General features: G+C 63.2%; 21 protein-coding genes, 1 tRNA gene and 1 pseudogene. 13 read left to right on the forward strand and 10 right to left on the reverse strand.

The annotated features are described in order from the left end of the window. Positions 1-377: 377 nt before the first annotated feature. Both P9230_RS26815 and mgtE read left to right on the forward strand, forming a co-directional pair. Entirely contained in the window at positions 378-2,267 is a 1,890-nt protein-coding gene (locus P9230_RS26815; RefSeq protein WP_278121194.1) for an ABC transporter ATP-binding protein/permease, read from the forward strand. A gap of 377 nt (positions 2,268-2,644) precedes the next feature. Next, a complete protein-coding gene (gene mgtE, locus P9230_RS26820; RefSeq protein WP_278121196.1) occupies positions 2,645-4,009 on the forward strand; it encodes a magnesium transporter in 1,365 nt (454 codons plus the stop codon). A gap of 52 nt (positions 4,010-4,061) precedes the next feature. Here the strand turns inward: mgtE and gor are convergent, their stop codons facing one another. The 3 genes from gor to rpiA form a co-directional block, all read right to left on the reverse strand. Beyond that, complete coding sequence (gor, locus tag P9230_RS26825) at positions 4,062-5,450, reverse strand: glutathione-disulfide reductase (protein ID WP_127325116.1); 1,389 nt, start codon at positions 5,448-5,450, stop codon at positions 4,062-4,064. A 115-nt stretch (positions 5,451-5,565) separates the two neighbouring features. Next, complete coding sequence (locus P9230_RS26830) at positions 5,566-6,201, reverse strand: DUF2059 domain-containing protein (protein WP_095830088.1); 636 nt, start codon at positions 6,199-6,201, stop codon at positions 5,566-5,568. Continuing rightward, on the reverse strand, positions 6,188-6,919 hold the full coding sequence (gene rpiA, locus P9230_RS26835) for a ribose-5-phosphate isomerase RpiA (RefSeq protein ID WP_066989839.1): 732 nt from the start codon (positions 6,917-6,919) through the stop codon (positions 6,188-6,190). Before rpiA ends, P9230_RS26830 begins: the two co-directional genes overlap by 14 nt. A gap of 153 nt (positions 6,920-7,072) precedes the next feature. Between rpiA and P9230_RS26840 the strand changes: the two genes are divergently transcribed. Both P9230_RS26840 and P9230_RS26845 read left to right on the forward strand, forming a co-directional pair. Further along, on the forward strand, positions 7,073-7,753 hold the full coding sequence (locus P9230_RS26840) for a phosphoglycolate phosphatase (RefSeq protein WP_066989841.1): 681 nt from the start codon (positions 7,073-7,075) through the stop codon (positions 7,751-7,753). A 126-nt stretch (positions 7,754-7,879) separates the two neighbouring features. Continuing rightward, positions 7,880-7,954: transfer RNA gene (locus tag P9230_RS26845), tRNA-Val, on the forward strand. A gap of 85 nt (positions 7,955-8,039) precedes the next feature. Here the strand turns inward: P9230_RS26845 and P9230_RS26850 are convergent. Further along, positions 8,040-8,210 (reverse strand): hypothetical protein, encoded by a 171-nt coding sequence (locus P9230_RS26850; RefSeq protein ID WP_164746760.1) that lies wholly within the window; start codon positions 8,208-8,210, stop codon positions 8,040-8,042. Positions 8,211-8,864: 654 nt separating this feature from the next. On the opposite strand from P9230_RS26850, the gene P9230_RS26855 reads away from it, so the two are divergent. Continuing rightward, a complete protein-coding gene (locus P9230_RS26855; protein ID WP_095830188.1) occupies positions 8,865-9,551 on the forward strand; it encodes a Crp/Fnr family transcriptional regulator in 687 nt (228 codons plus the stop codon). Positions 9,552-9,567: 16 nt separating this feature from the next. Here the strand turns inward: P9230_RS26855 and P9230_RS26860 are convergent, their stop codons facing one another. Together P9230_RS26860 and P9230_RS26865 are read right to left on the reverse strand one after the other, a co-directional pair. Continuing rightward, positions 9,568-13,836 (reverse strand): cytochrome P450, encoded by a 4,269-nt coding sequence (locus P9230_RS26860; protein WP_278121201.1) that lies wholly within the window; start codon positions 13,834-13,836, stop codon positions 9,568-9,570. Between the two features lie 119 nt (positions 13,837-13,955). Beyond that, a complete protein-coding gene (locus P9230_RS26865) occupies positions 13,956-15,740 on the reverse strand; it encodes an adenylate/guanylate cyclase domain-containing protein (RefSeq protein WP_278055755.1) in 1,785 nt (594 codons plus the stop codon). A 409-nt stretch (positions 15,741-16,149) separates the two neighbouring features. Here P9230_RS26865 and P9230_RS26870 point away from each other — a divergent pair, with 409 nt between their 5' ends. Together P9230_RS26870 and P9230_RS26875 are read left to right on the forward strand one after the other, a co-directional pair. Beyond that, positions 16,150-16,407, forward strand: coding sequence for a PepSY domain-containing protein (locus tag P9230_RS26870; protein ID WP_066989847.1), 258 nt, complete (start codon positions 16,150-16,152; stop codon positions 16,405-16,407). 107 nt (positions 16,408-16,514) lie between these two features. Continuing rightward, a complete protein-coding gene (locus P9230_RS26875; RefSeq protein WP_127216935.1) occupies positions 16,515-16,991 on the forward strand; it encodes a hypothetical protein in 477 nt (158 codons plus the stop codon). Here the strand turns inward: P9230_RS26875 and P9230_RS26880 are convergent. Next, the gene (locus P9230_RS26880; protein ID WP_278121203.1) at positions 16,983-18,857 is read right to left on the reverse strand and encodes a murein L,D-transpeptidase; all 1,875 of its coding nucleotides are present in this window, start codon (positions 18,855-18,857) and stop codon (positions 16,983-16,985) included. The genes P9230_RS26875 and P9230_RS26880 overlap by 9 nt on opposite strands. A 344-nt stretch (positions 18,858-19,201) precedes the next feature. Here P9230_RS26880 and P9230_RS26885 point away from each other — a divergent pair, with 344 nt between their 5' ends. Further along, positions 19,202-19,603 carry a rhodanese-like domain-containing protein gene (locus P9230_RS26885; protein WP_066989852.1) on the forward strand — a complete coding sequence of 134 codons (402 nt, stop codon included), beginning with the start codon at positions 19,202-19,204 and terminating at the stop codon, positions 19,601-19,603. Between the two features lie 53 nt (positions 19,604-19,656). Here the strand turns inward: P9230_RS26885 and P9230_RS26890 are convergent, their stop codons facing one another. Then, a complete protein-coding gene (locus P9230_RS26890; RefSeq protein ID WP_127325324.1) occupies positions 19,657-20,565 on the reverse strand; it encodes an alpha/beta hydrolase in 909 nt (302 codons plus the stop codon). 47 nt (positions 20,566-20,612) lie between these two features. Here P9230_RS26890 and P9230_RS26895 point away from each other — a divergent pair, with 47 nt between their 5' ends. Then, the gene (locus P9230_RS26895; RefSeq protein ID WP_067320018.1) at positions 20,613-21,065 is read left to right on the forward strand and encodes a MarR family transcriptional regulator; all 453 of its coding nucleotides are present in this window, start codon (positions 20,613-20,615) and stop codon (positions 21,063-21,065) included. A gap of 18 nt (positions 21,066-21,083) precedes the next feature. On the opposite strand, the gene P9230_RS26900 is transcribed toward P9230_RS26895, so the two are convergent. Both P9230_RS26900 and P9230_RS26905 read right to left on the reverse strand, forming a co-directional pair. Beyond that, positions 21,084-21,695: a pyridoxamine 5'-phosphate oxidase family protein gene (locus P9230_RS26900; RefSeq protein WP_067320176.1), complete on the reverse strand. Its 612-nt coding sequence runs from the start codon at positions 21,693-21,695 to the stop codon at positions 21,084-21,086. An 83-nt stretch (positions 21,696-21,778) separates the two neighbouring features. Beyond that, positions 21,779-22,132, reverse strand: coding sequence for a DUF971 domain-containing protein (locus tag P9230_RS26905; protein ID WP_066989863.1), 354 nt, complete (start codon positions 22,130-22,132; stop codon positions 21,779-21,781). A 193-nt stretch (positions 22,133-22,325) separates the two neighbouring features. Between P9230_RS26905 and moaA the strand changes: the two genes are divergently transcribed. From moaA to P9230_RS26925, 4 genes and pseudogenes are all read left to right on the forward strand, one after another. After that, positions 22,326-23,321: a GTP 3',8-cyclase MoaA gene (gene moaA / locus P9230_RS26910; RefSeq protein WP_095825398.1), complete on the forward strand. Its 996-nt coding sequence runs from the start codon at positions 22,326-22,328 to the stop codon at positions 23,319-23,321. Between the two features lie 54 nt (positions 23,322-23,375). Beyond that, positions 23,376-23,870 carry a hypothetical protein gene (locus P9230_RS26915; protein ID WP_127325323.1) on the forward strand — a complete coding sequence of 165 codons (495 nt, stop codon included), beginning with the start codon at positions 23,376-23,378 and terminating at the stop codon, positions 23,868-23,870. Positions 23,871-23,985: 115 nt separating this feature from the next. Next, positions 23,986-24,341 (forward strand): annotated as a pseudogene (locus P9230_RS32440) (hypothetical protein). A gap of 121 nt (positions 24,342-24,462) precedes the next feature. Next, on the forward strand, positions 24,463-25,446 hold a 984-nt coding region (locus P9230_RS26925; protein ID WP_278121209.1), incomplete at its 3' end, for a DMT family transporter.

The raw sequence follows: 25,446 nt of genomic DNA on the forward strand, positions 1-25,446 counted from the left end.
TTCGAGCCCCTCAACCCGTGGACCAGCCGAGCATCGGGCTGAATATCCCTTCACAAAACCGTGTTTTTGGCTTCCCCTAGGGAAAGTCCTTTCCAGCCGAAACTCTGTTCCCAAACGGCTGAAACAAAATACGAATTCCCCTCCGATAGATATCAGCCGGCAAAGCTTTTCTGTTGCCTTCATGCCACGGCCGGTAACCCTGTTCCCATTCGGAGGAAGAAAATTAATGGAAAATGATCAATTGGTGTTACCATGTGTAACAAAACAGGAAAGGTTCGGGCGGGATCGTGATTCGGGTCGGTAGACCGCGACGTACAATACCGGAGCAAACATCCAGCGAGGCGGCAAGGCCCTCGCCTCTGACGCCGGTATCGTCGATGCGCACATTCTGGGGGCTGATGCGAGCCTACTGGTTCTCCGACCGGTGGAAGGAAGCCTGGACCCTCACCCTCGTCATCGCGCTGCTGACAGCGCTCTCCAGCAAGGCCGGCGTGTGGTTTGCCGTGGCATCGGGCGAGCTGGTGAATTCGATCGCCTTCTTCCACGACGCCGCCAATATCAATCCGCTCCAGACGCTTCTGACCAATGCCGGCATATTGGTGCTGTTGGTCGTGCTCAAGGACGCCGGCTTCACCGGAGTGCGCAATCTCGTTTCCGCAACCTTGCATCGCAAATGGCGGGGCTGGCTGAACAGCCAATTCAACCGGGCGCTGCTCGACGGCAACCATACCCATTTCCATGCCCAGCATGGCTCGGTTGCAGGCGGTATCGTCGCTCCCGACAACATGGACCAGCGCATCCAGGAATCGATCAAGGACATGACGGGCGGCGCCATCGGCCTCGCCATGGGCGTGCTGGGTGTGGCGACCTCGCTTTATTTCGTCGGCGAGAATTTGATCGGGGCCTCGGTGGAGGTCAAAGGGCTGGAGTTCCTCGGCAGCTATGGCAGCGCCGTGCTCGCCTTCCTGGCGGTCGCGACCTACGTGCCGCTCAACACCTGGATTGCGGTGAAGCTCGGCGGCCTGCTCGAACGTCTCAACATCCGCATGCAACAGGCCGAGGGCAGCTATCGCAGCGAATTGACGACCTTCCTGCGCCGCAGCTTCCACGTCGCCGCCTCACACGGCGAGGATGTGCAGAAGACGATGCACGACAAGCTCTATGTCGACATCGACAAGACCTGGGGGCGGCTGAACGTCGTCAACACCAGCTACATGTCGTTCGAGCTGATCTACAATTTCATCGGCGCCCGCATCGTTTCCTATGGACCCGGTCTCGTGCCCTTCATTCACAACGGCTTCGATCTCAAGGGCTACATAACCGGCTCCGAAATGGTCGCGCAGCTGATCAGCCAGTGTTCGTGGTTCATCCATGTCATGCCCGCGATCGCCACGCTTAGAGCCAACAGCCAGCGTGTGACCGAGCTCGCCAGCGCCATCGAGAACGTCCAGCAGCCGCAGGAGTTCTATCGCCAGACCGGCCGCTCGGACTTCAGCTATGCCACGCAAAATCCCGTCTTCGGCCTGACCATCCAGAAGCTGGAGCTGGCGCATCAGGGCGAGGATGCGACGCCCTTCCTGAGCGCCGCCAACCTGCGCTTCCGCCGCGGCGAGTGGACATTCCTCAAGGGTGAGTCCGGCTGCGGCAAGACCTCGCTGATCAAGGCAATCAATGGTCTGTGGCCCTATGGTCGCGGCACCATCGTGTTCCCGGAAGGGGTGACGAGCTTCTATGCCGCCCAGGAGGTCAAGCTGCAGCAGGTCTCGCTGAAGCAGCTCGTCTGTCTGCCGGGTTCGGAAAACGATCACACCGACGTGCTGGTGGCGGCCGCGCTGCACAAGGCCGGACTCGGCGAATTCATCGGCCACCTGGCCGATGAGAGCCGCGAAGGCAAGCTCTGGGATCAGGTCCTGTCAGGCGGGCAGAAGCAGAAGCTGGTGGTAGCCCGCATCATCCTGCAGCAGCCGGGACTGCTCTTCCTCGACGAAGCGACCGGCGCTCTCGACCCCGAAGGCAAGATCGCCTTCCACGAAGCGATCAAGGTCAATTGCCCCGATGTAACCGTGATCAGCGTGATGCACGAGGCCGTTCCGCCGCGGTCGCTTTCCGGAGAGGAATTCTATCATAGCGTCGTGGCGATCTCCGATGGCGTCGCGACCAAGAAGCCGCTCGCTCCCGCTCTGCCGCGCGAGCTCACGACGATCCTCGCGCAGCCCCGGCCGGCCGAGGACAAATGGTTGCGCTTCCGGCGGCTCAAGCAGAAATAGCAATCAGCCCAGCCCTGGTCCGTCGCCTCGGCAGCGGCCACTGTCGATCACAGTCTCGCGATCCGGCAATGCTTCGCTCATTTTCAGCGCTCTTCGCGATTGACTCGGCAAAACGCGCTCCTATGTTGCGCCCGCTCGCAGATTTGAAACCTACACCGCCACGCGCCCTTCGGACGCGTAAAGGACGCTGTAGAATCTTAGAATTGCGCATGATCCTTTCCGAAAATCGGAGCCGATTTTTCGGGGAGTCATGCGCTACCCCGCGAGCAGAAAGGTCAAACCCGCCATGCCTGGCGACAGTCACAGTCGAACGCAACCGCCGTCCGCCTTGACGTGACCTGACGGCTCACGTCCTGCCGGACGGCAAGGAGTGAGCCATGAATGAATTCGCATCCGTATTGGACGACGAAGCGGTCGCCGTTGCCCGTGTTCTTGCCAACGACCACGTCGCCGACGTCGTCGAAGCCCTCAACCGCGAACCTCGCGAGACGGCCATCGAGCTGCTCTGCGCGGTGCCGTTCGAGCGGTTGGTCGAAATCTTCGACCAGCCGGAGCTCGAAAGCGCGCCGGACCTCGCCGCAGCCCTGCCGCGCGCGAAAGCAGGCAAGCTGCTCACCGCCATGTCGGTCGACCGCGCAGCCGACATCCTGCGCGAGCTCGATGAGCCTGCGCGCTCGGAACTGCTTGGCGCGCTTGCCCCACCGCTGCGCGCGACGCTGCTTTCGATTCTCGGTTATCCCGAAGGCAGCGCCGCCTCGATCATGACGACCGAGTTCGTCAGCGTGCCTTCGGACTGGACCGTCGGCCGCACACTCGACTACATCCGCAAAGTCGAGCGCACGCGCGAGACCGTCTATGCGATTTACATCACCGACAAGGAGACGCAGCTCCTGCTGCGGGCGACGGGCTTGCGCCGGCTGATCACCGGCGAGCCTCAGGACTCGATCCTGTCGGTGGCGCCGGATCGCATGCCGGTCACGGTCACGCCGCTGACCGATCGCGAAACGCTGGCGCAGACGATCTCCAAATACGATCTGCTCGCCCTGCCGGTTGTGGATCACGGCAAGATCCTCGGCATCGTCACCATCGACGACATCATCGACACCATGGTCGAGGAAACGACCGAAGACGTTCATCGTTTCGGCGGCATGGAGGCGCTGGACGAGCCCTATATGAAGATGGGCTTTCTCGCCATGATCCAGAAGCGGGCCGGCTGGCTATGCGCACTGTTCCTCAGCGAGATGCTCACGGCGAACGCCATGCAGAGCTACGAGGGCGAGTTGGAGAAGGCGATCGTGCTCACCCTCTTCATCCCGCTGATCATGAGCTCGGGCGGCAATTCCGGCTCGCAGGCGACCTCGCTCGTCATCCGCGCGCTGGCACTGCGCGAGATCGGCCTTCGCGACTGGTGGCGTGTCGCCTTGCGCGAGCTGCCGACCGGTTTGGTGCTCGGCTCGATCCTCGGCATAGTCGGCATCTGCCGCATCGCGCTCTGGCAGTATTTCGGCTTCTACGACTATGGCCCGCATTGGATGCTGATCGCGGCAACGGTGGGCGCGGCGCTGGTCGGCATCGTGACCTTCGGCTCGCTGTCGGGATCGATGCTGCCTTTCGCGCTGAAGCGCATCGGCTTCGATCCGGCAAGCGCCTCGGCACCGTTCGTCGCCACGCTGGTCGATGTCACCGGGCTGGTGATCTATTTCTCGGTGGCTCTGGTGATCCTGCGCGGCACGCTCCTCTAGCCAAGAAACTTCGCGCCGCCGGCATGGCCGGCGGCGCCTTCCCGGCTTGGCTTCAAACGCGCTCGCCGTTCTTCACGCGATAGGTCGGCTTGTACATGGTGACCAGCTCCTCCGCCGCTGTCGGGTGGACGGCCATGGTGCGGTCGAAATCGTCCTTGCTCAGCCCCGCCTTCAGCGGAATGCCGAGCAGCTGCGCCATCTCGCCGGCGTCCGGTCCCAGGATATGGGCGCCGAGCACTTTCCGCGACGCGCCGTCGACCACCAGCTTCATCAGCATCTTTTCGTCACGGCCCGACAGCGTGTGCCGCATGGGACGGAAAGACGCGCGATAGATCTCGATGTCGGGGAAGCGCTTGACCGCCTCGTCCTCGGATAGGCCAACGGTGCCGATCTCGGGCTGCGAAAACACGGCCGTCGGAATGGTATCATGGTCTGGCGCTGTCGGATTGCCTTTGAAGGCTGTCTCGATGAAACACATCGCTTCGTGGATGGCCACCGGCGTCAGTTGCACGCGGTGGGTGACGTCGCCGATCGCCCAGATATTGTCGATGCTGGTGCGGGAAAATTCATCGACGATGATCGCGCCGGTCTTGCCGAGCTCCACGCCGATGCCTTCGAGTCCCATATTCTCCGTGTTCGGGATGCGGCCGATCGCCAGCATGACCTGGTCGACGGTCAGCGTCTGGCCACTGGAGAGCAGCACGTCCAGTCTGCCCTCAGCGGTCTTGCGCACCCATTCCGAGATCGAACGGCAGAGGATCCTGATCCCCTTCTTCTCCATTGTCTCGTGCAGCGAGCGGCGAAGGTCCATATCGAAGCGCGAAAGAATTTCTTGGCCACGGTAGACCAGCGTGGTGTCGACGCCCAGTCCATGAAAGATGTTGGCGAATTCGACGGCGATATAGCCGCCGCCCTCGATCATGATCGCCTTCGGCAATTCCTTGAGGTCGAAGGCTTCGTTGGAGAAGATGCAATATTCGTGGCCGGAAAGCGCCGGGTGCGGAGCCGGACGGCCGCCCGTGGCGATCAGGATCTGGTCGGCGCTGACGGTGCGGTCTTCGGCAGTGAGATAGACGGAATGCGGATCGACCAGCACGGCGCGCGAGTGGAAGGCCTCGCCGCCCGCACCTTCGACATTCCTCTTGTAGATCGCCTCCAGCCTGGCGATCTCCTTGTCCTTGTTGGCGACCAGCGTCGGCCAGTCGAAGCTTGCCTCGGGCACCATCCAGCCATAGCCGGCGGCATCGGCGAAATGTTCGGGGAATTGCGAGGCATAGACATAAAGTTTCTTCGGCACGCAGCCGCGGATGACGCAAGTACCGCCATAGCGATACTCCTCGGCAATGGCGACGCGCTTGCCGAGCGAGGCAGCCACACGGGCCGCCCTCACCCCGCCGGAGCCGCCGCCGATGACGAAGAGATCATAGTCGTAACCGGCCATCGAAAGGACTCCTGCGCAATGGAAGTGTGTCACAGGTAGGCGGACAGCAGGCAAAAGAAAAGCCCGGAAATCCGGGCTCTTCTGGTCAAGTCGGCCGTCGGCCGCTTGAAACGGATCAGTTCTGCGAATTGTCGGCAGGAGCCGAGTTGTCGGCAGGAGCCTGGTCGTCTGCAGGCGCCGAATTATCGGCAGGAGCGGAGCCGTCGGCAGGAGCGGTCGCATCCTTCGCAGGCTTGGCCGGAGCCGCGGCCTTTGCGGCGGCGGCGAGCGTTTCGCCGACCTGCTGGGCGAGGTCGCGGGCGACCCCGTTCTGCCAAATGTCGGCCGCCTTCACCAGGTCGCGCGTGACCGCCGGGCCGCTGTCGAGCAGCTTCTTGCCGGCTTCCGAGCTGTAGAAAGTGGCGATATCGTTGAGGTCCTTTTCGGAAAACACCTTGGCGTAGGCGAGCGCCGCCTCCTTCTCCAGGTCGGCGCGGCGCGCCGCCAAGCCCATGGCCTTTTCGGTGACCGTCTTGCCGATCAGTTCCTGCATGTCGGGATTCTTCTGGATCAGCTGGTTCTCAAGCGCGGCCGCCGCCTGCGGCAGGATATTGTCGAACGGGTCGGTGGCGTGGATAGCCGCAACTGCGGCCCGTGCGGCCTTCAGATGCGATTCGCTGATATCCTGCGAAAACGCCGGCGAGGACAGCGCAAGCACCGCTGAGGCCGCCAGAATGGTCGAAAGGCGGCGAACCCGTTTATGCAACATCATGGTCGATAGAACTCCCTGGTTTTCGGGCGGCATGCACGGTTTGGATGCCGTCGCCGCCGGCGATGACGGCGGTTGACGCCAGCCCGATGAATAGACCGTGCTCGACAACGCCTGGAATGGCGAAGAGAGCATTCGAAAGCGCTCTTGTATCCGGAATGCGGCCAAAAGATGCATCGAGGATAAAGTGGCCGCCGTCTGTAACAAATGGCTGCTCCCCCGTCATCCTCAATGTCACCGGGCCGGCAAGGCCGAGGCTTGCCGCCGCCGCGCCGACCGCGATCTCGGTGGCGCGCAGGCCGAACTTGTTGACCTCGATCGGCAGCGGGAAACGGCCAAGCGTCTCGACCATCTTGGACTGGTCGGCAATCACGATCATGCGCTGCGACGCCGCCGCGACGATCTTCTCGCGCAGCAGCGCCCCGCCCCCACCCTTGATCAACGTCAGCGCGGGATCGATCTCGTCGGCGCCGTCGATGGTGAGGTCGAGCTCCGGCGTTTCCTCGAGCGTCGACAGCGGCACGCCAAGCTCGCGGCAGAGTGCCGCGGTGCGCTCGGATGTGGGCACGCCGATGACGCTGAGGCCGGTCGCGACCTTTTCGGCGAGCAGCCGGACGAACTCGTCGGCGGTCGTGCCCGTGCCGATGCCGAGCCGCATGCCGCTGCTGACATGGGCGAGCGCCGCACGCGCGGCCTCGACCTTCATCTGCCTTGCGTCCATGCCGCTCCTGTCCCCGATTTCCATGGTTTGGCGCGCCTCCTAGCATTTTTGCCTGTCCCGTCAAAGGCTCTGCCTGTGGACCGATGGAGGCGGCTTGCTTGACCACCGCCCAGCTTGTATCGGCTGCGGAACCTCAATCATTCAGGACTGGCCATGACCCGACCGATCATCGTGTTCGACCTCGACGGGACGCTCATCGACACTGCGCCGGATCTGCTCGACAGCCTCAACCACAGCCTGGCGGCCGCGGAGCTGGCCGCGGTCGACCAAGCCGGCTTCAAGCGCTACGTCGGCCATGGCGGCCGCGTGATGATCGAACGCGCGCATGCGGCGCAAAACAAGGCGCTGATGGCGGAAGAGCACGACCGGCTGCTGAAGCTTTTCCTGGACCACTACACGATCAACATTCCAGGCAAGTCCCGCCCCTATCCCGGCGTGGTCGCGGCTCTCGACCACTTCCAGGCCGCCGGTTATCTGATGGCGGTTTGCACCAACAAGTATGAAGCGAATTCGGCGACGCTGATCGGCGCGCTCGGTCTCGACAAATACTTTGCCGCGATCTGCGGCCAGGACACTTTTGCCTTCCGCAAACCCGACCCGCGCCATCTGACCGAAACCATCAAACTGGCTGGCGGCGATCCGCACAACGCCCTGATGGTCGGCGATTCGCAGACCGACATCGACACCGCCAAGGCGGCCGGTATTCCGGTGGTGGCGGTCGATTTCGGCTATACGGATCGTCATGTGCGCGAGTTCGAACCGACGCTGGTGATCTCGCATTTCGACACGCTGACGCCGGAATTGGCCCAGCGTCTGATCGCGGCGGCGCGCTGAGCGGCGGCTCAGATCGAGCCGGCAGGAACCTGAAATCGATCCGCAGGATAACGACGGCACATTGCCTTGACTTCGCGCACCCGCCTCCCTTATATCGCGGCTCGCTTCAGCCTTCGGGCAACGAGCGGGCGATTAGCTCAGCGGGAGAGCACACCCTTCACACGGGTGGGGTCGCAGGTTCAATCCCTGCATCGCCCACCATCCAACTTCCTGAAAGTTGGATGATCCGGCCGCGATGAACCTCTTCAATTTCGTGCAGCGGGACAGCTCGCGTCCGGGAGGCCGCTTAGATCAGGCCTCGGCGCACATTCAAATGCGTTACTCCCGTCACCAGAATGGCGCCGGTCATGAAGTAGAGCGTGGCTATGATGTTGCCCTGATGGAAATGCAGCCCGGCAAACAGCAGAGCCATAACCACGGCAAGAAATGCGATTACACGCGAGAAGTTATCGGGCATGGGGCAGCGAACCTATGCAAATAGGATGGATAGCCGCCCTCAATCAGCCGCGTGCTCCATAGATCGGTTTTCGATTTTCCGCAATTGCCTTTTGAAGCACTGCCGCAGTGTGGTGCCTGCTGCGGGCGGTGTCGACAGCCGGGCCGCTGCCCTTGTTGCCGACATTGCATTCGAAGGCGCTGAGTTCGATCGGGGTCGTCGGCCTGGTCCATGCAGGCCGGCGGCAAGCCGCTGCTGGACAATGGCGACGGTTCTGTGATCGCCTTCACATACGCCGCGGAGGCATCGCGCACAGATATTGCACCTGTGGTACTGGCTTCTGCTTCAATGCATGGGCTCCAACGGCCTCCGGCCTGAAAGCTCGGCAGGGAGTTTCGATCACCTAGCCATTTTCAGATTTGCTGTTCGCGCGCGTCGGTCGCCTCCCGCCACGCGCGCGAACGGCGTTTCGTAGTTCGGTTCGCGTCCGCCAGCGCGCTCCGGTTTCCCGCTGCAGGGGACAGTTGCCGGCCAATTTGAGTGCCGGCAGCGCACGACTGGCGCCCGATCTACAAAGGCCATCGTGTGTTGCCGCAATCGCACGAAAGGAGACAGGCCTTGATCGAGCATGCACTTGTCATACAATTTCCGCTCAACGAGAGGCGGAACCGCATCATGTCCACAGCCAGCGCAGACGACAGGAGCACCCTGCCGCGTCTGGCGCGGATCGATCCGCGCCAGTTCGATTTGCTGTTCGGCGGCTGCAAGGTCGAACGTTATGCCGCCGGTCAGCACCTGTTCGTCCAGGAGGACGCATCCGACCGCATCTACGGCGTAATGAGCGGCACGGTCGAGATTTCGCTCTATTCACCGGGCGGGCAGAAGCTGGTGGCCAATATCGAGCTGTCGCGCAGCCTGATCGGCGAGATCGGCGCGCTCGACGGACGCCCGCGCACGGCAACCGCCATCTGCCTCACCGCATGCGAGCTGGTTTCCCTCAGTCGCGCGCAACTCTTTGATCGCATTGAAAAAAATCCACCGCTGGCGCGCGCCATGATCGAGCTGTTGTGCACGCGGCTGCGCTGGGTCAGCGGCGAGCTTGGCGACCAGGCCTTCTTCGGCATCGAGGCCCGGCTTGCGAAACGGCTGGTGTTCCTCAGCGGCGTCATGGCCGACCCCGCCGGCTGGATCCCAATTTCGCAATCGGAACTCGGCGAATTCCTCGGCGCGACGCGCGAGTCGGTCAACAAGACGCTCAACGACTGGCGCAACCGGCACATGATCGACATCAAACGCGGCGGGCTGCGCATCACAAATGCCGCCGCGCTGAACCACATCGCCGCTTCGCAGGACGACGACTGAACGATTGTGACCCGAATCAGAGCCGCGAAATCAGGTAGCGCAGCGCGGACCGGCTCGGCATGAAGAAGTAGCCGCCGCCTTTCGTGGTGACGAATTGCGGCATGTCCCTGAGCACCGTCACCTTTTCCCAGGACGGAATCGAGAATCGGCCGCCGCCGTCGCGCGCGCCGATCGTCGGATCCTTTTCGCCGACAAGGCCTTGGAACGAGCTCGACGAGACCCAGGTCTGCTGAATGAACTCGTATTGGCGTTCGATGTCGGCGTTGAGGCACATGAAGAGAAGCCCCTTCTCGACCTTCCCGCTGCGGTCCTTCTTCTCATAGGTACGGCCGACGCGCAGGATGCGGTGGCGCTTGCCGATCCTGATCTGCGTCTCGCGATCCTCGCCAAGCGAGTCGCGCGGATTGGAACGGCGTATATGGGAGCCGATCGGACAGCGATGCCCCTGCGGGTCCTCGGCGCCGAGCGCGAAGTCGTTGTCGACGCCACGACCCGGACGGCCATCGGGGTTGCGCACCAGCGAACTGCCGTCCTGCCAGCGGCCGAGCATCTTGGCCGCGACCCAGCGCGGCGTGATCGCGTTGTCGCCGGTCTCGCGCGCGGCCCGCGCGGCGGCGTGCTTGCAGTAGTCATCGAACAACTCGACATGCTGCTCGAACTGGCGCACGACCAGGAACGAGCCGTTGCGGCCGAAATCGCGCGGCGGCGGGGGCTGACCGGGGATCTGCCGGTTGCGCCGCACATGAGACAGGATGCCGGTCCGATCCTGCGCCGCCCGGACGGAGGGCGAGGCTGGATAGAACCCATGCTCGTCGCGATAGCCGAACAGGAACTCGCCCGGCGCGACCAGGTGCATCGGCGCGGCACCCTTGCTGGCGCGCGACGTACCCCTGACGATCGGCTGCGAGACGCCGTCGGCAAAGCCGAAATGCTCATAGGCGCGGGCGCGCTCCGGCTTGCCGTCGTTGCCGGCATGTTGCGTTGTCCCACCGTCCTTCTTTGGCTCGCGGTTCACGACAAGCGGCAATTCGGCAACGATCTTCATCCCCGCGCCTGTCGTCTTTCGCTTCGCGGCCGCAACCTCCCCCTTCAGTACCGCCGGCTCCGCGGCGTAGCAGATGACGACTGCGTCGACCGGCGCCGTGGCCGAACCCCACTGCCATTTGTCAGGCGCATCGGGGCCGGTGTCGTCGAGGATGCGGCTGCGCTCTGGATTGCCCATGCCGTGGCGAAAGGCAGCTGGGAATGTGTCCAGCGGATCGTCGTCGACGCCGCCCTTCAGCCCAAGACGGCGCAAACCGTCGGGACCGAAGGCCACCGTCATGGCGCGTCCGGCCGGCACGCCGTCGCCGAAACTGGTCTTGTCGATGACGAAGTCCAGCCACGCTCTGCGTTGCATGGCCGGCAGTTCTTCCGGCACCCGGATCGCCAGCATATGCGCGTGGCCAAGCGCGCCGAACGGGCCGAAGAAAATGGATTGGATCTCGCCGGCTTCCAGTTCTTCCACGGGCGAAGGCGCCGGTTCACGGCCGACGGCCGGCCTTGCCTGCGGCCGCTGCAGCGAGCCGAACAGGCTCACCCAGTTGCGGGCCTCGCTGCCGGTGGCGGAAGCAATGCCGCGCCGGATCTTCGAGTTGATACGGATGCGCGCGGTGTTGAGATGCGGATAGGCAGAGTACCAGAACAGCGTCGGCACCTGCTGACGCCGCGCCCAGCGCTTGAAGCGGTCCCCGTCGCGCGCGCCGTCGAGGAAGAGCCAACGCGTGCGCGGGTAGCCTTCCGTGTTGCTCCATACGCCGGTCAGGCCCTCTGAGGCCTTGGCGATGAAGTCCTCGAGATAGCTTTCCCAGCTGCCGCCATAGTTGGAGAAGAACATCAGCTTGTCGGTGCCCGGCAGCAGCACCCAGCGGGCGAAGTGAATGGTGTTTATGGTGGCGAGGAACCCCGGCTTGAACACTTTCTGCGCCGATATCGAGATCAGGTAGAAGGAAAGCCTCAGCGCCAGTCGCCGCAAGGTGCCGGCCTTCATCGTCGATATCGCGGTGAGATGGTTTTGCGCGCAGTGGTCCTCATTGGCGAGGATTCTGTCCAGCGCGCCGAGATCGACCGGCGTGTTCTGCGGCCGGTCCTTGTCCTCGAGGCGCCGCAGGCTGAGGAAGCACAAGCCGATGAACAGCAGGGCTATCGCGAGCAGCCCCAGCACCGCCAGCAGAAGCGCGGTGCTGGCAATTGCGACGTTGGTGAAGGTGACACCGTGCGGATTGCCGAACACGAGCACATAGGTCATGCGCCAGCAGGCAAGTATGACGATCGCGACGGTGGCGAGCACAGCCGGCGCAAGCAGCGTCGTCGTCAAGGCTCGCCACCAGCGGCCCGGAGGCCGCTCCAGCAGGCTCTCAGCCGGCTCGAAGGCCCAGCCGAACTTTCCTATCGACTGGGCATGCCGGCGCGCCTCGGTGAGCACAGCAAGGGCGTTGCCAGTACCCGCGCGCGGCTTTTCGACGATCTCGCGCACGCTGTCGGCGAGCTCTGCCTCGGCCAGGATGCGGCGCACCGAATGGCCAGGCGTTCCGGAAAAAACCAGCCCTGCCGTGCTGCCGAAGGACGGCGAGATCTCGATGTGATGCTTCTTCAGTAAGTCCTGCAGCGAAGCGTCGTCGGGCAGACCGCATACGGCCCTGAAGATCGGCCGCAGCCGGTGGCCTATGGCCTGCGTGATGGCACCGATGACATCGTCGGTGCTGCCGTCGCCGGAGATTTCGAGGACGAGCGCGCCCGTCTCGAGGTCCAATTTCTCGTCCCTGCCGGTGGCGGCGACAGCCAGGCTGGCGAAGTGGACCGTGCCGACATTGTCGAGCGCATTGCCCACCTCGTCGATCGCCGGGTTGCCAAGTGCGCCGACCTTGTCGCGCACGGCATCCAGCGGCACCGCACGCCTGATCGGGCAAACCACGGTGACCATCGACTGGTCGACTGTGCGGCAAAGCGGCGAGCGCTCGAAATCGACCTTGAGGCTGGCCGGATAGGCGCCGACATTGACCATCTTGCCGGCTCTGCCATGCGCGCGGCGGAGCTTGGGCTTGCTGAACAGGGCGCGAACGCATTCGCCGATCTGAATGCGGGCGATCTCGGCCCCGATGCATAGATGAATGCCGTGGCCGAACACCATGTAATCGCGATGAGGCCGCGAGGTGTCGAATTCGTTTGGCCTTTGCACGATTTCGGGATCGAACATGGCGGAAAGGGTCGCCGGCATGACGACCGTTCCGGCCTTCACAAGGCGCTCTCGCCGGGTGCCCTGGCCGATGACCGCGTCACGGGCGGTGTAGCGCCACGGGCCGACCCAGATCGGCTTGAAGCGCATGGCTTCCAGGATCGCCCTATCGAGCTTGCCGGTATCGCCCGCTGCAATGGCTGCGTCGACAGCCTGCCTTGCGTCTGACCGCGACAGGATGACGTCCAGGCAATTGCCGCCGGCAAGCACATTGGTCGGAACGAAGCCGGCAATCAGGCCGAGCATGATCGAATGGATATCGGGCTGCGATAGGCGCCCTTGATCCATGAGCGCGACGAGGCGCGCCAGCGGCCGTTCGTCCTTCCCTCCCCTTTCCCTGATCGCGGCAATCGAGCGGTCGATGACCTTGATCAGACGATCGCCCCCGACGATCGCGAGTTGACGTGTCGTTGGGCTCGCTGTCGGATCGGAAAAGAACAGCGCGCTGAGCGCGATCGACCAGTCGGCGAATTCGGTTTCATCGTCGATCTCGAGGCCGAAATAGTCGCGACAGATGCGTACCGGAACGATCTTCATCAGCCCGCCGATGGCGTCGAAGCCGGGGCTGGCCCGGGTCATGATGTCGCGCGAATGACGCTCGGCGATCGGCCTGACGGCGGCTTCGACTTCCGCCGGCGGAAAGGCGCTCAGCACGGCCGATTTCATTTGCCGGTAGGCGGCCCCGTCCTGCATGCCGAGGATGAAGTTCGATCCCCTGGCCAGTTCCGCCATTTCCGGTCCGTACGGCGTCTCGAACTCGTCGCCGCGCTCCAAAATGTCGCGCACATCGACGCCTTTGGTGACAAGCAGGAAATTGCCGAAGGCCAGGTTCGGCCAGAAGCGGCGCAGCAGCGCCAGCAGCCAGCGCGGGTCGTTGAAAAGGAAGCCGGCGATACGGGACGCAAGCCCCTTGGCGCGGAGCCGGTCGATATCGAAGGGCGGCATTTCGGCGACAGGGCGCTGGCTCTTCTGCGCAGCGCGGACAGCAGCGAAATACTTCAACTTGATCATGCGCGCTCGAGCCCCCCGGCTGTCCACGTCACTGCGATGCCGGCTATTGTCTGGCCTAGGTTTGGTTCGGTCCGGCGTATGTGATTTTTTTCACAATCATCGGTGTTCGGTTCCAGCAATCATGCGATGGACTTGGCCTGGCCGAAATTCGCGATCAGGAAGTTGTTCTTCGCAGGATCGACGAACGGTATCCAGCGAATCCGCTGCTCGGAAAAATCGGGATGCCTGGTTGCCAGAATGGCGCGTTCGCGTTCGGCCTCCTCAAGACGGCCGCTCCGCATCAAGGCGCCGATTTTGAGGAACCTGGCGTAGAAATAGCCCGGCGAAAGGTTGAGCGAGCGATCGGCAACCGCAATTGCGGCCGGCCAGTCCTCGACCAAACAGTATGCGGCAGCCAGCTCGCCCAGATTGTGAAAGCGGTAGAGGTCGAATGGGCTCAGCCGCTCGGTATCCAGGAAGAACGGGATCGCGCCGGCGGCATCGCCAAGCAGCAGCCGCGCGCTGCCCATTGCCGAGCGGGCGAAGGCAAAGCTCGGATTGATGTGGATCGCCTCGGCCAGATGCTCCGCCGCCGATGCCGGCTGGCCGCGCATGATGTCGGCAGCCCCGAGATAGGCGTGCGGCCGTGCGTCGAGGCTGTCCATCAACAGCGACTTGCGCGCAAATTCTTCGACCTTGGCCAGGTCGTCGCTGTCGCCGAAGCGCAGCCATGCCCGCCAGAAATACCACCATGCCAGCTCGTTCAGAACGGCGCTGGAATTCGGATCTTCCTGGTAAGCCTTCTCGAAGAATTCGAGCGCGATCTCGGTGTCTTTGCGCGTGCGCCTGTTCATGTGCCAGCGGCCTCGCCGCACCAGCTGCCAGGTCTCGAGGCTTTCCCACGGCACCTGGAAGGTGCGCACCTGCTCGGCTCGGTCGACCTCCTTGTCGAGGATCGAAACGATCTCGCTGCCGATCTGGTCGCGCAGCCTGAAGATGTCGATGAGGTCGCGGTCGAAGCGCTGCGACCAGACCAGGCGCCCGTTCGACGTGTCGGTCAGCGAGGCGTTGAGGCGTATCTGCCCGTTGTGGCGCGCCAGCGTGCCGCCGACGATGTAGCGCGCGCCAAGCGCATTGCCGATGAGCCTGGTTCCGAGCTGGTCGTCGCGAAACTGGAAGCTGGAGCCCTTCGCGATCACCGAGAGCCAGCGGGTGTTGGACAGGCCGTAGATGATGTCTTCCGCAATGCCGTCGGCCATGTAGCCGACGTCAGGCTCGCCTCCGTTGCTGCCGTGAAACGGCAGCACCGCGATTGCCGGCGGGCCCTTCGATGCGAGTCTGTCATGGACGGGAGCGGTAGGGATGGCGGCCAGGGGCGCAGCAATCGCCGCGCCGTTGCCGCCGCGTCCGGCGATCAGCACACGTACAGGCAGGGCGATGTTCTTGAGCATGAACTCGCCAAGGTCGGTGAAAACCGCGGCCGTCTTGTCCTTCACGTGGTGCCAGGTCGTCTCTGAGATGGCTAGACCGTCATGCGGAGCGAATTCCTGCAGGCGCGCGGCAATGTTGACGTCGTCGCCATAGAGGCGGCCCTCGCGGACGATGACGTCTCCGGTGTTGATCCCGGCCCGGAACGGCATGCGCATCTCATCCGCGGCCGAGGCATTGAGCGCCATGATCCGGTCCTGGAAATCGAACGCCGCGCGCAAGGCTTCGATTGGATTGCCGAATTCGGCCATGATGCTGTCGCCGGCAACGCCAAACGTGCGGCCGCCAAAGGCGCCGCAACTGTCGGTGATGATATCGCGCCTTTCCTCGAAGGCCGCGACGGCGCGCTCGTCGTCGATGCCCATCAGCCGCGAAAAACCAACGGCGTCGATAGAAATGATTGTCGCAAGCTGACGGGTATAGTTCCGTTCAGCCATGGTTGAGCCCCCGGTCCCTGTTTTCGGTCCAGAACAGGCGACTTCCGCTCCCAAAAAACTTCGCCGTTTGCCGATGGAAGATCCCCGGCAGGCTCGGCGCGCCGTTGCCACCCTGTTGGTCCGGGACTCTAACAGGGTCTGGCCAAAAGCTCTACCACGAACAGCTAATGGAAGGCGGTTTCGGCGCAAGCCATGGTTAGTCGTTCGTTACCTGAAGTCCGATGTTGCAGAAGCCTCCTTACTTGTTGGATTCACGCCGTTTTACTTATTTAAGCTTTCGCGAATAGAGGTCGCGCCGGCCGTGACGGACCAACTGTGGAGCAAGGCGTTGCGGCCCGTTGGCGGAACCAACGGGCCAGGATTCGAGTTGTCAGCGCGTTCATGCCACCACGAGAGATTGAGGGCAGTCATGCGCGGTGTTCTTTTGGCAAGCGGTATCGCGTTTTTCCTTGTCGGCGGGTCGGCTTTCGCGGCCGAAGCGCAAGCGCTGCCGCCGCAAAATGCCAAGAAGCTCTCGGAAATCCTGACCAAGGTCGAGAAGCGGAGCGACTTCCAATATATCAAGGAGGTCGGCTGGAGCAGCGACGGCTATACCGTTACCTATTACACGACCGACAAGGCCAAGGTCGAAATCACCTACGATCCGGTCACCGGCGAACCGAAGTAACGCCTGATACGGCCGCCCGCAGCTGGGCCGGCGCCTCCCTATCCGAGACTTGCGTCGATGCACGTTTGATGGCTGACTGCGCGCCATGATTGCGGGCACGGGGGTGCATGGCAATGGTTGGCTACGTTCTGAAGCGCATCCTGATGGTGCTCGCCGGCTATCTGATCGCGGTGCTCGTCGGATTGGTCGCGTTGGTCGCGATCTATGCAGCGCTGAGCTCGCTGCCCAACGCCCCAAGCTATTTCGAGCTGATGCAGTTCACGCCCGTCGCCGTGCTGGTCGTGCCGCCGCTTGGCATGTTCGTCTATTTCCTGACGATCGTGGCGACCGGCATGCAGACTCTCATCTTTGCGCTTATCGCCGAGGTCTTCTCGTTGCGGAGCTTCTGGCTGCATATGCTGTTCGGCGGCGTGGTTGCGGCCGCCGGTTTCATGCTGCTTTCGCCGGACGCGCCGCACGATCCGGAACGCTGGGCCGACCTTGGCATCATCCTCGCGGCCGGGCTGGTGGCCGGTTTCGTTTATTGGCTCATTGCCGGACGTGACGCCGGTTTCAGGCGCCCGCTCATCGAGCGCTTAGGTTGACGGTGCGCGCACCGCTTCGGTCGCATCCAGCGCCTGCATCAGCTTCGAATCGCGATCGTAGACGTCGTCGAAATATTCGACCTTGCCGGACATGTCCGGCCAAGCGGTGAAATAGGTGACATAGACCGGGATGACGCGCGTGACATTCTCGGTCGAATGACCATGCTTCAGCTTCTCGGCGATGTCGTCGACCGACGTGCCGAGCACAGCGGCCGCCATGCCGCGCGGATCCTGCAGGCGTATGCAGCCATGGCTCAGCGCGCGCATGTCGCGCCCGAAGAACGACTTCTGCGGCGTGTCGTGCATGTAGATGGCGTGCTTGTTGGGGAAGAGGATCTTCAACTCGCCAAGCGCATTGGCCTCGCTCGGCTGCTGGCGCACGCTGAACGGGATTTTGGCACCGTAGGCGCCCCAGTCCACCGCCGCAGAGGGAACTCGCCTGCCGCTGGAATCCGTCACCTCATAGCCGGCGCGGTCCAGATAGCCCGGATCGCTGCGCAGCCTCGGCAGCATCTCGTTGACGATGATCGACTGCGGCACGCCCCAATAGGGGTGGAAGTCGACCTGCTTGATCTGGTTGTAGAAAAATGCGGTCTGGTTGGTGACCTTGCCGATGACCACGCGAGTCTTCAGCTTCTCCTCGCCGTTGTCGATGTAGCTTGCGGTGAAGGCCGGCTGGTTGATGAAGACGCGCGGGCTGCCAAGATCGGAGGGGAGCCAGCGCAGCTCTTCAAGCGCCGCCATGACCTTCTCGACCTTGTCGGCCTTGGACGTTCCGGCGAGCGAGGCGACGGTGCGCGGGCCGATGACGCCGTCGCCCTTCATGCCGGCCCGCTTCTGCACCGCCTTGATCACTGGCACCAGTTCAGGATCGTAAACCTCGCTCTTGCCGAGCCGGGCGAGGGTCTCGCCAAAGTCACCGCCCATCTCGTCATCGAGGTTGCGCGCGATCAAAGTCAAAAGCTTGGGCAGTTCCGGGCTGCTTTCACCGGGCTTCAGGAGCAGCTTCGGATCGACGACGATCTCGTTCTCCTCGCTTGCCTGGAGCGACTCCAACTCGACGCGCAGCGCCTGATATTCAGGGTTCTGCGGGTGCCGCGATTCGAGATAGGTGCGCACCTCTCGCGTGTGCGCCAGCGTCTTCAGCACGCCTTCGAGATCGAGCGGCTTGCCCGGAAAATCGTAATAGCCGGTCATGCGGTTCGGATAGACTCGGCCGCTCTGGGCGTCATGGGCGTAGCGCAGCACGCGCGCCGATAGCGCCATCTCGAAGCGAACCAGTTCCTTGGTCCGCGCTTCGGGCAAGGCGGCATTCGTGGCCGCCGCAGGAACATCGACGGAATAATCGGCAGGCGTCAGGCCATAGCTCGCCGCTCCGCCAAGCACCCGCACGGCATCCTGCGCCCTGCTGTTGGGTGCATCCCCTGTCACCCAGATGAAATCCGGATTGGCCGAATAGTAGGCGATGAGCGCCTTGGCGATATCGGGCTCGGCAAAGAGTTCATAATCGCTCAGGCCCGCCAGCGCGTCGCGGAACGCGCTTCCGGTTACGGAGGGCACAAAGGCAGCATCTTGCGCGGTCGCGGGCGGCGGAGCGGGCAGCAGCGACTTGAAGTCGACGCGCACAAGCTTGTCGGCCCTGTAGGTATTGTAGGTCGGGCTGCTGATCCTGACGCTACCGCCTGTGCCAGGCTGCACCTTGCGCGGCTTCGGCGGCGGCGGAAATTCTCCTTGGGAATTGTGCCGGATGCCGCCGCCGAACAGCATGTCGAACAGCCCCTGCGCGCTCGCCGGCTGCTGGCCGAAGGCAAGCGCCGTCGCGATCGCGATCGGCATGACGGCCATTTTGTTCCCGAGGATTTTCATGCTTCACCCGCACCGGTTGAAACCGGTTTCCCGTTCCGCGCCGCTAGACGGTCCCGCCCTCCGCATGGCGGATGTAATGCGCGACTGTACCGATTCATACTGATTCCGTTAAGCTTCCATAAATTTTCGCGACCGTGTTGCAGAACAGTTTCACATCCGTGTGAGACACAATGCGGCAGGGCGGCTCCCGGTTTCAGACGCCTCGGTAACAATCAGGCGTTGGCGCTGTGCGGCCTTGGCGATCATGGCCGACCTTCCCTCCTGACAAACATCGGCCCGTGACAAACAGCAGTCTTTGTGATCGAAATTCCGGCGGGCGCGAGCCATGGCCTGGAGGATGCGCAGTGAAGAAGGGATATCGCGAACTTCTCGACGAAGCGAATGCCGAGATCGAGGTGGTTTCGCCTGAGGAAGCTGCCGGGCTGCTGGAGGATGACGGCACCATCTTCGTCGACCTACGTGACCCCCGCGAGGTCGAGCGCGACGGCAAGATTCCCGGCGCCAAGCATGTGACGCGCGGTATGCTCGAATTCTGGATCGACCCCGAAAGCCCTTACCACAAGCCGTTCTTCGCCTCCGGCAAGACCTTCGTCTTCTTCTGCGCCGGCGGCTGGCGGTCGGCGCTGGCGACCAAGACGGCGCAGGACATGGGTCTCGCCCCGGTCAAACACATCCTTGGCGGCTACACAGCCTGGAAGGCTGCCGGCCTGCCGGTCGAGCCAGGGCAGAAGAAGAAGGCCGACTGAGCCATTCGCAACTACGGACGGAAGACGCCAGCAGGCGTCTCCCGCAGTCATTTTCAATGCAGCGCCGGTTGCCGTTCCTCGGCGACGAAGCCCACGGCGCGCGCGACGACATCCTTGTCGGCAAGGATGCGGCGGTGGCCAAGCCCTTCGGCCCAATGCAAGCTCACATGATCGCCGGCTCCCGCATATCGTTTTGCGTGATCGGCATGGACTTCGCGGTCGTCCGGCGCATGGATGATCAGCGTCGGCACCGGAGCCTCAGCGAGCTGGCGGTCGCCCGTGAAATCGCTGAGCGGCCGTCCCGACAAATGCTTCACCCGATCCGCCATGGCGACCCGGGAGCGCGGCCCGACATTGAGCCGGTGGCTGAAATCGTCGAAGATCGCCGGCAGCGAGCTCGGCGCCGCGATTAGAACCAGTTTCTCGGCCGCAAGCGGCGGCATGCCTTTCACCGAAGCGGCAACCGCATTGGCGGCGACGGCGCCGCCGAAGGAATGGCCGACGGCAGCGGCAAACGGGCCGAACCATTCGCCTGCGACTCGCACGGCGTCGACCGCGGTCACCATATTGAGATGTCGCCCGAGCGAATGGCCGTGGCCCGGCAGGTCAAGCGAGACCACCTTGTAGCCGGCGTCGCGAAACCCATCGATCAGAGTTCGCATATATTCGGTGCGCGAGCGCCAGCCATGGATGACAAGCACGGTGCCGCGGGAGCCCCTGCCCGGCCCCGGCCGGAACTCATGCACCGCAACGCAATCCGCCTTCGTCTTCAGCCGGTGATGGCGCGCCTCGGCCATGAAACCCGCAGCGCGCTCGACTGCGCGGCGCTCGCCATCGCTCAAGGCCTTGACGTTTGCCGTGCGGCAGAACAATTCGAACGCGGCGCGGCCACTGAGACGCGGCGCGACATGCTCGGCCGCGCCGAAGACGCCTCGGATGACCTTCAATCCAAATGATGCCATAGTGTCGGTCCAACCATTCGTTCAGGCATGAACATAATAGTTCAAACATGAACATTAAGCAAGAGCTGCCCTGGGACAATCCGCGCTTCCGCAACTGGGTTGCGGTGGCGCGCGCCTGCCATGTGCTGGAGCGCACGCTGGCGGTGAAGCTGGCGCCGCTCGACCTCAAACCGGCGCAGCTCGACGTGCTGATGAACCTCTACCGTCATCCCGGGATGTCGCAGCACGACCTTGCTCGCAAGCTCTTGGTCGGCCGCTCCAACATCACGATGCTATTGCCGCAACTGGAAGCCCGCGGCCTGCTGCGTCGAGAGGGTGACGAAAAGGACAAACGCGTGCTGCGGTTGAACCTCACCGAAGCCGGCGAGGCCCTGCTGATGCGGGCGCTGAAAGTACATATGGCGCTCATCGAGAAGGCGATGAGCCAGTCGACGCCGGAGCAGTGCGACATGATCGGCGAGCAGATGCGCAAGATCGCCGATGTCCTGAAGGAGGCCTGACCGGCGCTCTCGATGCCGCTACCACATGGTCTTCTTTGCCCGCTCCGGCCATTCCTTGTCATATGCGGCGCCATTGATATTCCTGCGGCTGGTGAGCTCGAGGATCTGGCCGGGCGTCGGCAGCGACTTCGGGTCGGCATGCTTTGCCGGGTTCCACAGCTCCGAGCGCACGATGGCGCGTGCGCACTGGAAATAGACCGCGTCGACGGCGACAACGGTGATCGACCGTGCCGGCTTGCCATCGACCATGAAGGACGCGCAAAGCTCGGCATCGGCTGTGATATGGGCGCGGCCGTTGACGCGCAGCGTCGTGCCGGAGCCCGGCACAAGGAAGAGCAGCCCGACGCGCGGATCGCGAATAATGTTCTTCAGCGAATCGGCGCGGTTGTTGCCGCGCCTGTCGGGCATCATCAGCGTTTTTTCGTCCAGGAGGCGCACGAAGCCGGCGAGATCGCCGCGCGGCGAGCAGTCCAGCCCCTCCGGCCCGCAGGTCGCCAGCGCCACGAAAGGCGAGGCTTCAATGAAGGCTGCATATTCGGGGATCACATGGTCGAGCTCCTTGACGACCGAGGCCTCGCCAGGCAGGCCGTAGAGGGCTTCGAGCTGTTCGACCGATGTGATGAGCGACATCTTTTCGCCTCCTGACCTTTTGCCGGCGCTATTCTATGTCCATGACGCTTTGACGACACCCAATCGAACGTCTTGGCGCCAGGCTAGCGGTCGCGGCTGAGGCCCTTCTCGGCCAGCTCGGCAAGGTAGGCGTTCCAGCGCTCGTCTTTTTCATGCCCGAGCGTGTGAAGATAGTTCCAGGTGAAGATCCCGGTGTCGTGGAAATCGTCGAAGGTGATGCGCACCGCGTAGTTGCCGACCGGCTCGATCTTAAGAATCGCGACATTGCGCTTGCCGGGCACAGTCACGCGCTGATCCGGCGAATGGCCCTGCACCTCGGCAGAAGGCGAGGCCACGCGCAAGAACTCCGCCGGCAGTTCGAACGGCTGATGCCCGGCAAAGGTCACGGTGAGCAGCTTGCGGTCCTTCGAGACCCTGAGTTCCTTCGGCGCCGTCATGTTTCTTCCTATATGCTTTGCGCCCTTCCCTACGCCGGTTCGCGCAGTGCGAAAAGGTGATAGAAGGCAGCCGACAGAGAATGTCGGTCGGGGAATGTTACCAAAGATCGAGAGCTTCTATCTTGAATGCGCGGTTGGATCGTATCACATAGCCGTATATAACGACGCTGCTCAGGCCACGGAAGCGCTTGCAATGGACATGATCGACCCCTTCGGTCGCACGATCAGCTATCTGCGCGTGTCGGTTACCGACCGCTGCGATTTCCGTTGCACCTATTGCATGGCCGAGGACATGACCTTTTTGCCCAAGAAGGATCTGCTCTCGCTCGAGGAGCTCGACCGGCTCTGCAGCGTCTTCATCGAAAAGGGCGTCAGGAAGCTGAGGCTGACCGGCGGCGAGCCGCTGGTGCGCAAGAACATCATGCACCTAGTTCGCCAGCTGTCGCGGCATCTTGAGAGCGGCGCGCTGGAAGAGCTGACGCTCACCACCAACGGCTCGCAGCTGTCGCGCTTTGCCGCCGAGCTCGCCGACTGCGGCGTGAAGCGCATCAATGTCTCGCTCGACACGCTCGATGCCGACAAATTCCGCCAGATCACCCGCTGGGGCAATCTCGGCAAGGTCATGGAAGGCATCGACGCCGCGCAAGCGGCAGGCCTGAAGGTCAAGCTCAATGCCGTGGCGCTGCGCGACTTCAACGACGCTGAAATACCGGAGATGCTGCGCTGGGCGCATGGTCGCGGCATGGATCTGACGGTCATCGAGACCATGCCGATGGGCGAGATCGACGCCGACCGCACGGACCAGTATCTGCCGCTGTCGCTGCTGCGCGCCTCGCTTGAGCGCCAGTTCACGCTGACCGACATTCCTTATAAGACCGGCGGCCCTGCCCGCTATGTCCAGGTCGCCGAGACCGGCGGTCGGCTCGGTTTCATCACCCCGATGACGCATAATTTCTGCGAAAGCTGCAACCGCGTCCGGCTGACTTGCACCGGCACGCTCTATATGTGCCTCGGCCAGGAGGACGCCGCCGACCTGAGAGCGCCGCTGCGCGCCTCCGAAGGCAATGAGCTGGTCGGCGAGGCCATAGACGAGGCGATCGGGCGCAAGCCGAAGGGCCATGATTTCGTCATCGACCGCCGCACCAGCCGACCCTCGGTATCGCGCCATATGAGCGTCACCGGCGGCTGATTTTTTCTCCGATTTGGTGCAGGATCACCCTCGGTCACGGACCTTGGGGGCATCATGAAGTGTGTTCATCTCGTCCAGGGCGCGCCTTTGGTGATCGCCTTCTCGTTGCTGACGATTGCGACGACAGCGGCAATCGCAAAGCCGTTCACCTACGTCAATGCGCGCTTCGGCACGTCCTGCACCTTTCCCGACGAGATTTTCAGCGACCGCTTGCCCGAGCCAGAAAACGGCGATGGGCAGCAATGGAGCGCGCCCGACGGCGCCAGCCTGACCTGCTGGGGCAATTATAACATCGACAGCGACACTCCGAAGGGCTTCGTCGCCGACGAAAAGGCAAACACCGGGCCGGGCTACAAGATCACTTACAGCAAGACCGGGAAGAATTGGGCGGTGGTTTCCGGCATCAAGGGCGACAAGGTCTTCTACGAACGGCGCCTGTTCGGAAAGGATGGTGTCATCCGCACCGTCTGGATCGAGTATCCTTCCTCGCTTAAGGCGAAATACGATCCGCTGACCGGGGCGATCGCCGCCAGCCTGCGCGGCCCTTGAGCTGCGCTCGGCGCACTGGAAATAAACCACCGCGCCGACTTCCACCCGATTTACCGCCGACTTGTTCCGGCCTAGCCTCATGAAGCGATTTTTTTCGCATTCAGGGGGAATTCTCATGCGCAAATTCTTGGCTTCGCTTGCAATGCTCGGGATTGCCTTGGTGCCTGCGGCCGCTCAGTCGATCGGTGGCACCTACACTGTCGCCTCACCAATTTCGACGGATCGAAATATGGCGGCGAGGCAACCATCACGCTGACCAGCGACACAACCTGCACGATCCATTGGAAAACCGGCGGCTCGTCCTCCGACGGCATCTGCATGCGCAATGACGATGCCTTTTCCGCCGGCTACGTCATGGGCAAGGAAATCGGCCTCGTCGTCTACAAAGTGGAGAAGGACGGCTCGTTGCACGGCCTGTGGACCATCGCCGGCCAGAACGGCAACGGCACCGAGACGCTGACGCCGAAATAATCGCTCCAGTAACGCAGCCGATCTTGAGGGCCGCAGGAACCTCCTGTGGCCCATTTCTTTGATGTTGCTGTCTCGCCGCTGGCTGTTAGACGCTTGCGAGAGAACATAACCGGAAGCGCCCTTGCCTCTTTCGCCAAATCTTCGCGGCGCACTGTTCATGGTCGTGGCCATGATCGGCTTCACCTTGAACGACGCGATCACCAAATTCTCCTCCGAATCGATGAACATGGCGCAGGTCATGCTGGTGCGTGGCGCCTTCGCCTCGCTCTTCGTCGGTCTGCTCGCCTGGCGGCGCGGCGCGCTTGCTGATCCACGCGCCATGCTGCAGCCGATGGTCGCGCTGCGTGTCGCTGGCGAAGCCGGCGCGACCGTGTCGTTCCTGATCGGCCTTGCCCATTTGCCGATCGCCAACGTCTCCGCCGTTCTGCAGGCGCTGCCGCTGGCGGTGACGATGGGCGCCGCACTGTTCTTCGGCGAGGGCGTCGGCTGGCGCCGCTGGCTCGCCATTGCCGTCGGCTTTGCCGGCGTACTGATCATCGTGCGGCCGGGCTTCGAGGGTTTCAGCGCCTATTCGTTGCTGGCGCTGGCGAGCGTCGCCTGCTGCGCGGTGCGCGATCTCGCCACCAAGCGCATCCCGCAAGCGATCCCGACCATGCTGGTATCGACCGCGACTGCGCTGGCCATGACGATCCTGGGTGCGCTGCTGCTCCCGCCGATGGGCGGCTGGACGCCAATGACCGCCGAGGCGACGGCGCTGCTGGCGCTGGCCGCCGTGCTCGTGCTCATCGGCTATCAGTTCATCATCATGGCGATGCGCTCGGGCGACATCTCCTTCATCGCGCCCTTCCGCTATACGGCGCTGCTGTGGTCGATAGTGCTCGGCCTCGTCATCTTCGGCGATATCCCCGACCTGCCGATGATCGTCGGCGCCGCGATCATCATCGGCTCCGGCCTCTACGCGCTCTACCGCGAGCGTGTCGTGGGGCGGCGCCCCCCAGCCCCCCCAAACCCGGGGCCCCCCCAGGCGGCCGGCCCCAAAAATGGCCCCAGGGTAGAAGCGGTTGAGGCCAAAAACAGGGGGGGGGGCCCAACCGCCGGGGGGGGG

Origin of the sequence: Mesorhizobium sp. WSM4887 (assembly GCF_029625865.1) — a bacterium.
Classification (GTDB): Bacteria; Pseudomonadota; Alphaproteobacteria; order Rhizobiales; family Rhizobiaceae; genus Mesorhizobium.

Excerpts from the sequence above, each read along its gene's own strand:
- P9230_RS26815 (WP_278121194.1), top strand. The coding sequence starts at position 378 with ATGCGCACATTCTGGGGGCTGATGCGAGCCTACTGGTTCTCCGACCGG.
- mgtE (WP_278121196.1), top strand. The coding sequence starts at position 2,645 with ATGAATGAATTCGCATCCGTATTGGACGACGAAGCGGTCGCCGTTGCC.
- gor (WP_127325116.1), bottom strand. The coding sequence starts at position 5,450 with ATGGCCGGTTACGACTATGATCTCTTCGTCATCGGCGGCGGCTCCGGC.
- P9230_RS26830 (WP_095830088.1), bottom strand. The coding sequence starts at position 6,201 with ATGATGTTGCATAAACGGGTTCGCCGCCTTTCGACCATTCTGGCGGCC.
- rpiA (WP_066989839.1), bottom strand. The coding sequence starts at position 6,919 with ATGGACGCAAGGCAGATGAAGGTCGAGGCCGCGCGTGCGGCGCTCGCC.
- P9230_RS26840 (WP_066989841.1), top strand. The coding sequence starts at position 7,073 with ATGACCCGACCGATCATCGTGTTCGACCTCGACGGGACGCTCATCGAC.
- P9230_RS26850 (WP_164746760.1), bottom strand. The coding sequence starts at position 8,210 with ATGCCCGATAACTTCTCGCGTGTAATCGCATTTCTTGCCGTGGTTATG.
- P9230_RS26855 (WP_095830188.1), top strand. The coding sequence starts at position 8,865 with ATGTCCACAGCCAGCGCAGACGACAGGAGCACCCTGCCGCGTCTGGCG.
- P9230_RS26860 (WP_278121201.1), bottom strand. The coding sequence starts at position 13,836 with ATGATCAAGTTGAAGTATTTCGCTGCTGTCCGCGCTGCGCAGAAGAGC.
- P9230_RS26865 (WP_278055755.1), bottom strand. The coding sequence starts at position 15,740 with ATGGCTGAACGGAACTATACCCGTCAGCTTGCGACAATCATTTCTATC.
- P9230_RS26870 (WP_066989847.1), top strand. The coding sequence starts at position 16,150 with ATGCGCGGTGTTCTTTTGGCAAGCGGTATCGCGTTTTTCCTTGTCGGC.
- P9230_RS26875 (WP_127216935.1), top strand. The coding sequence starts at position 16,515 with ATGGCAATGGTTGGCTACGTTCTGAAGCGCATCCTGATGGTGCTCGCC.
- P9230_RS26880 (WP_278121203.1), bottom strand. The coding sequence starts at position 18,857 with ATGAAAATCCTCGGGAACAAAATGGCCGTCATGCCGATCGCGATCGCG.
- P9230_RS26890 (WP_127325324.1), bottom strand. The coding sequence starts at position 20,565 with ATGGCATCATTTGGATTGAAGGTCATCCGAGGCGTCTTCGGCGCGGCC.
- P9230_RS26895 (WP_067320018.1), top strand. The coding sequence starts at position 20,613 with ATGAACATTAAGCAAGAGCTGCCCTGGGACAATCCGCGCTTCCGCAAC.
- P9230_RS26900 (WP_067320176.1), bottom strand. The coding sequence starts at position 21,695 with ATGTCGCTCATCACATCGGTCGAACAGCTCGAAGCCCTCTACGGCCTG.
- P9230_RS26905 (WP_066989863.1), bottom strand. The coding sequence starts at position 22,132 with ATGACGGCGCCGAAGGAACTCAGGGTCTCGAAGGACCGCAAGCTGCTC.
- moaA (WP_095825398.1), top strand. The coding sequence starts at position 22,326 with ATGGACATGATCGACCCCTTCGGTCGCACGATCAGCTATCTGCGCGTG.
- P9230_RS26915 (WP_127325323.1), top strand. The coding sequence starts at position 23,376 with ATGAAGTGTGTTCATCTCGTCCAGGGCGCGCCTTTGGTGATCGCCTTC.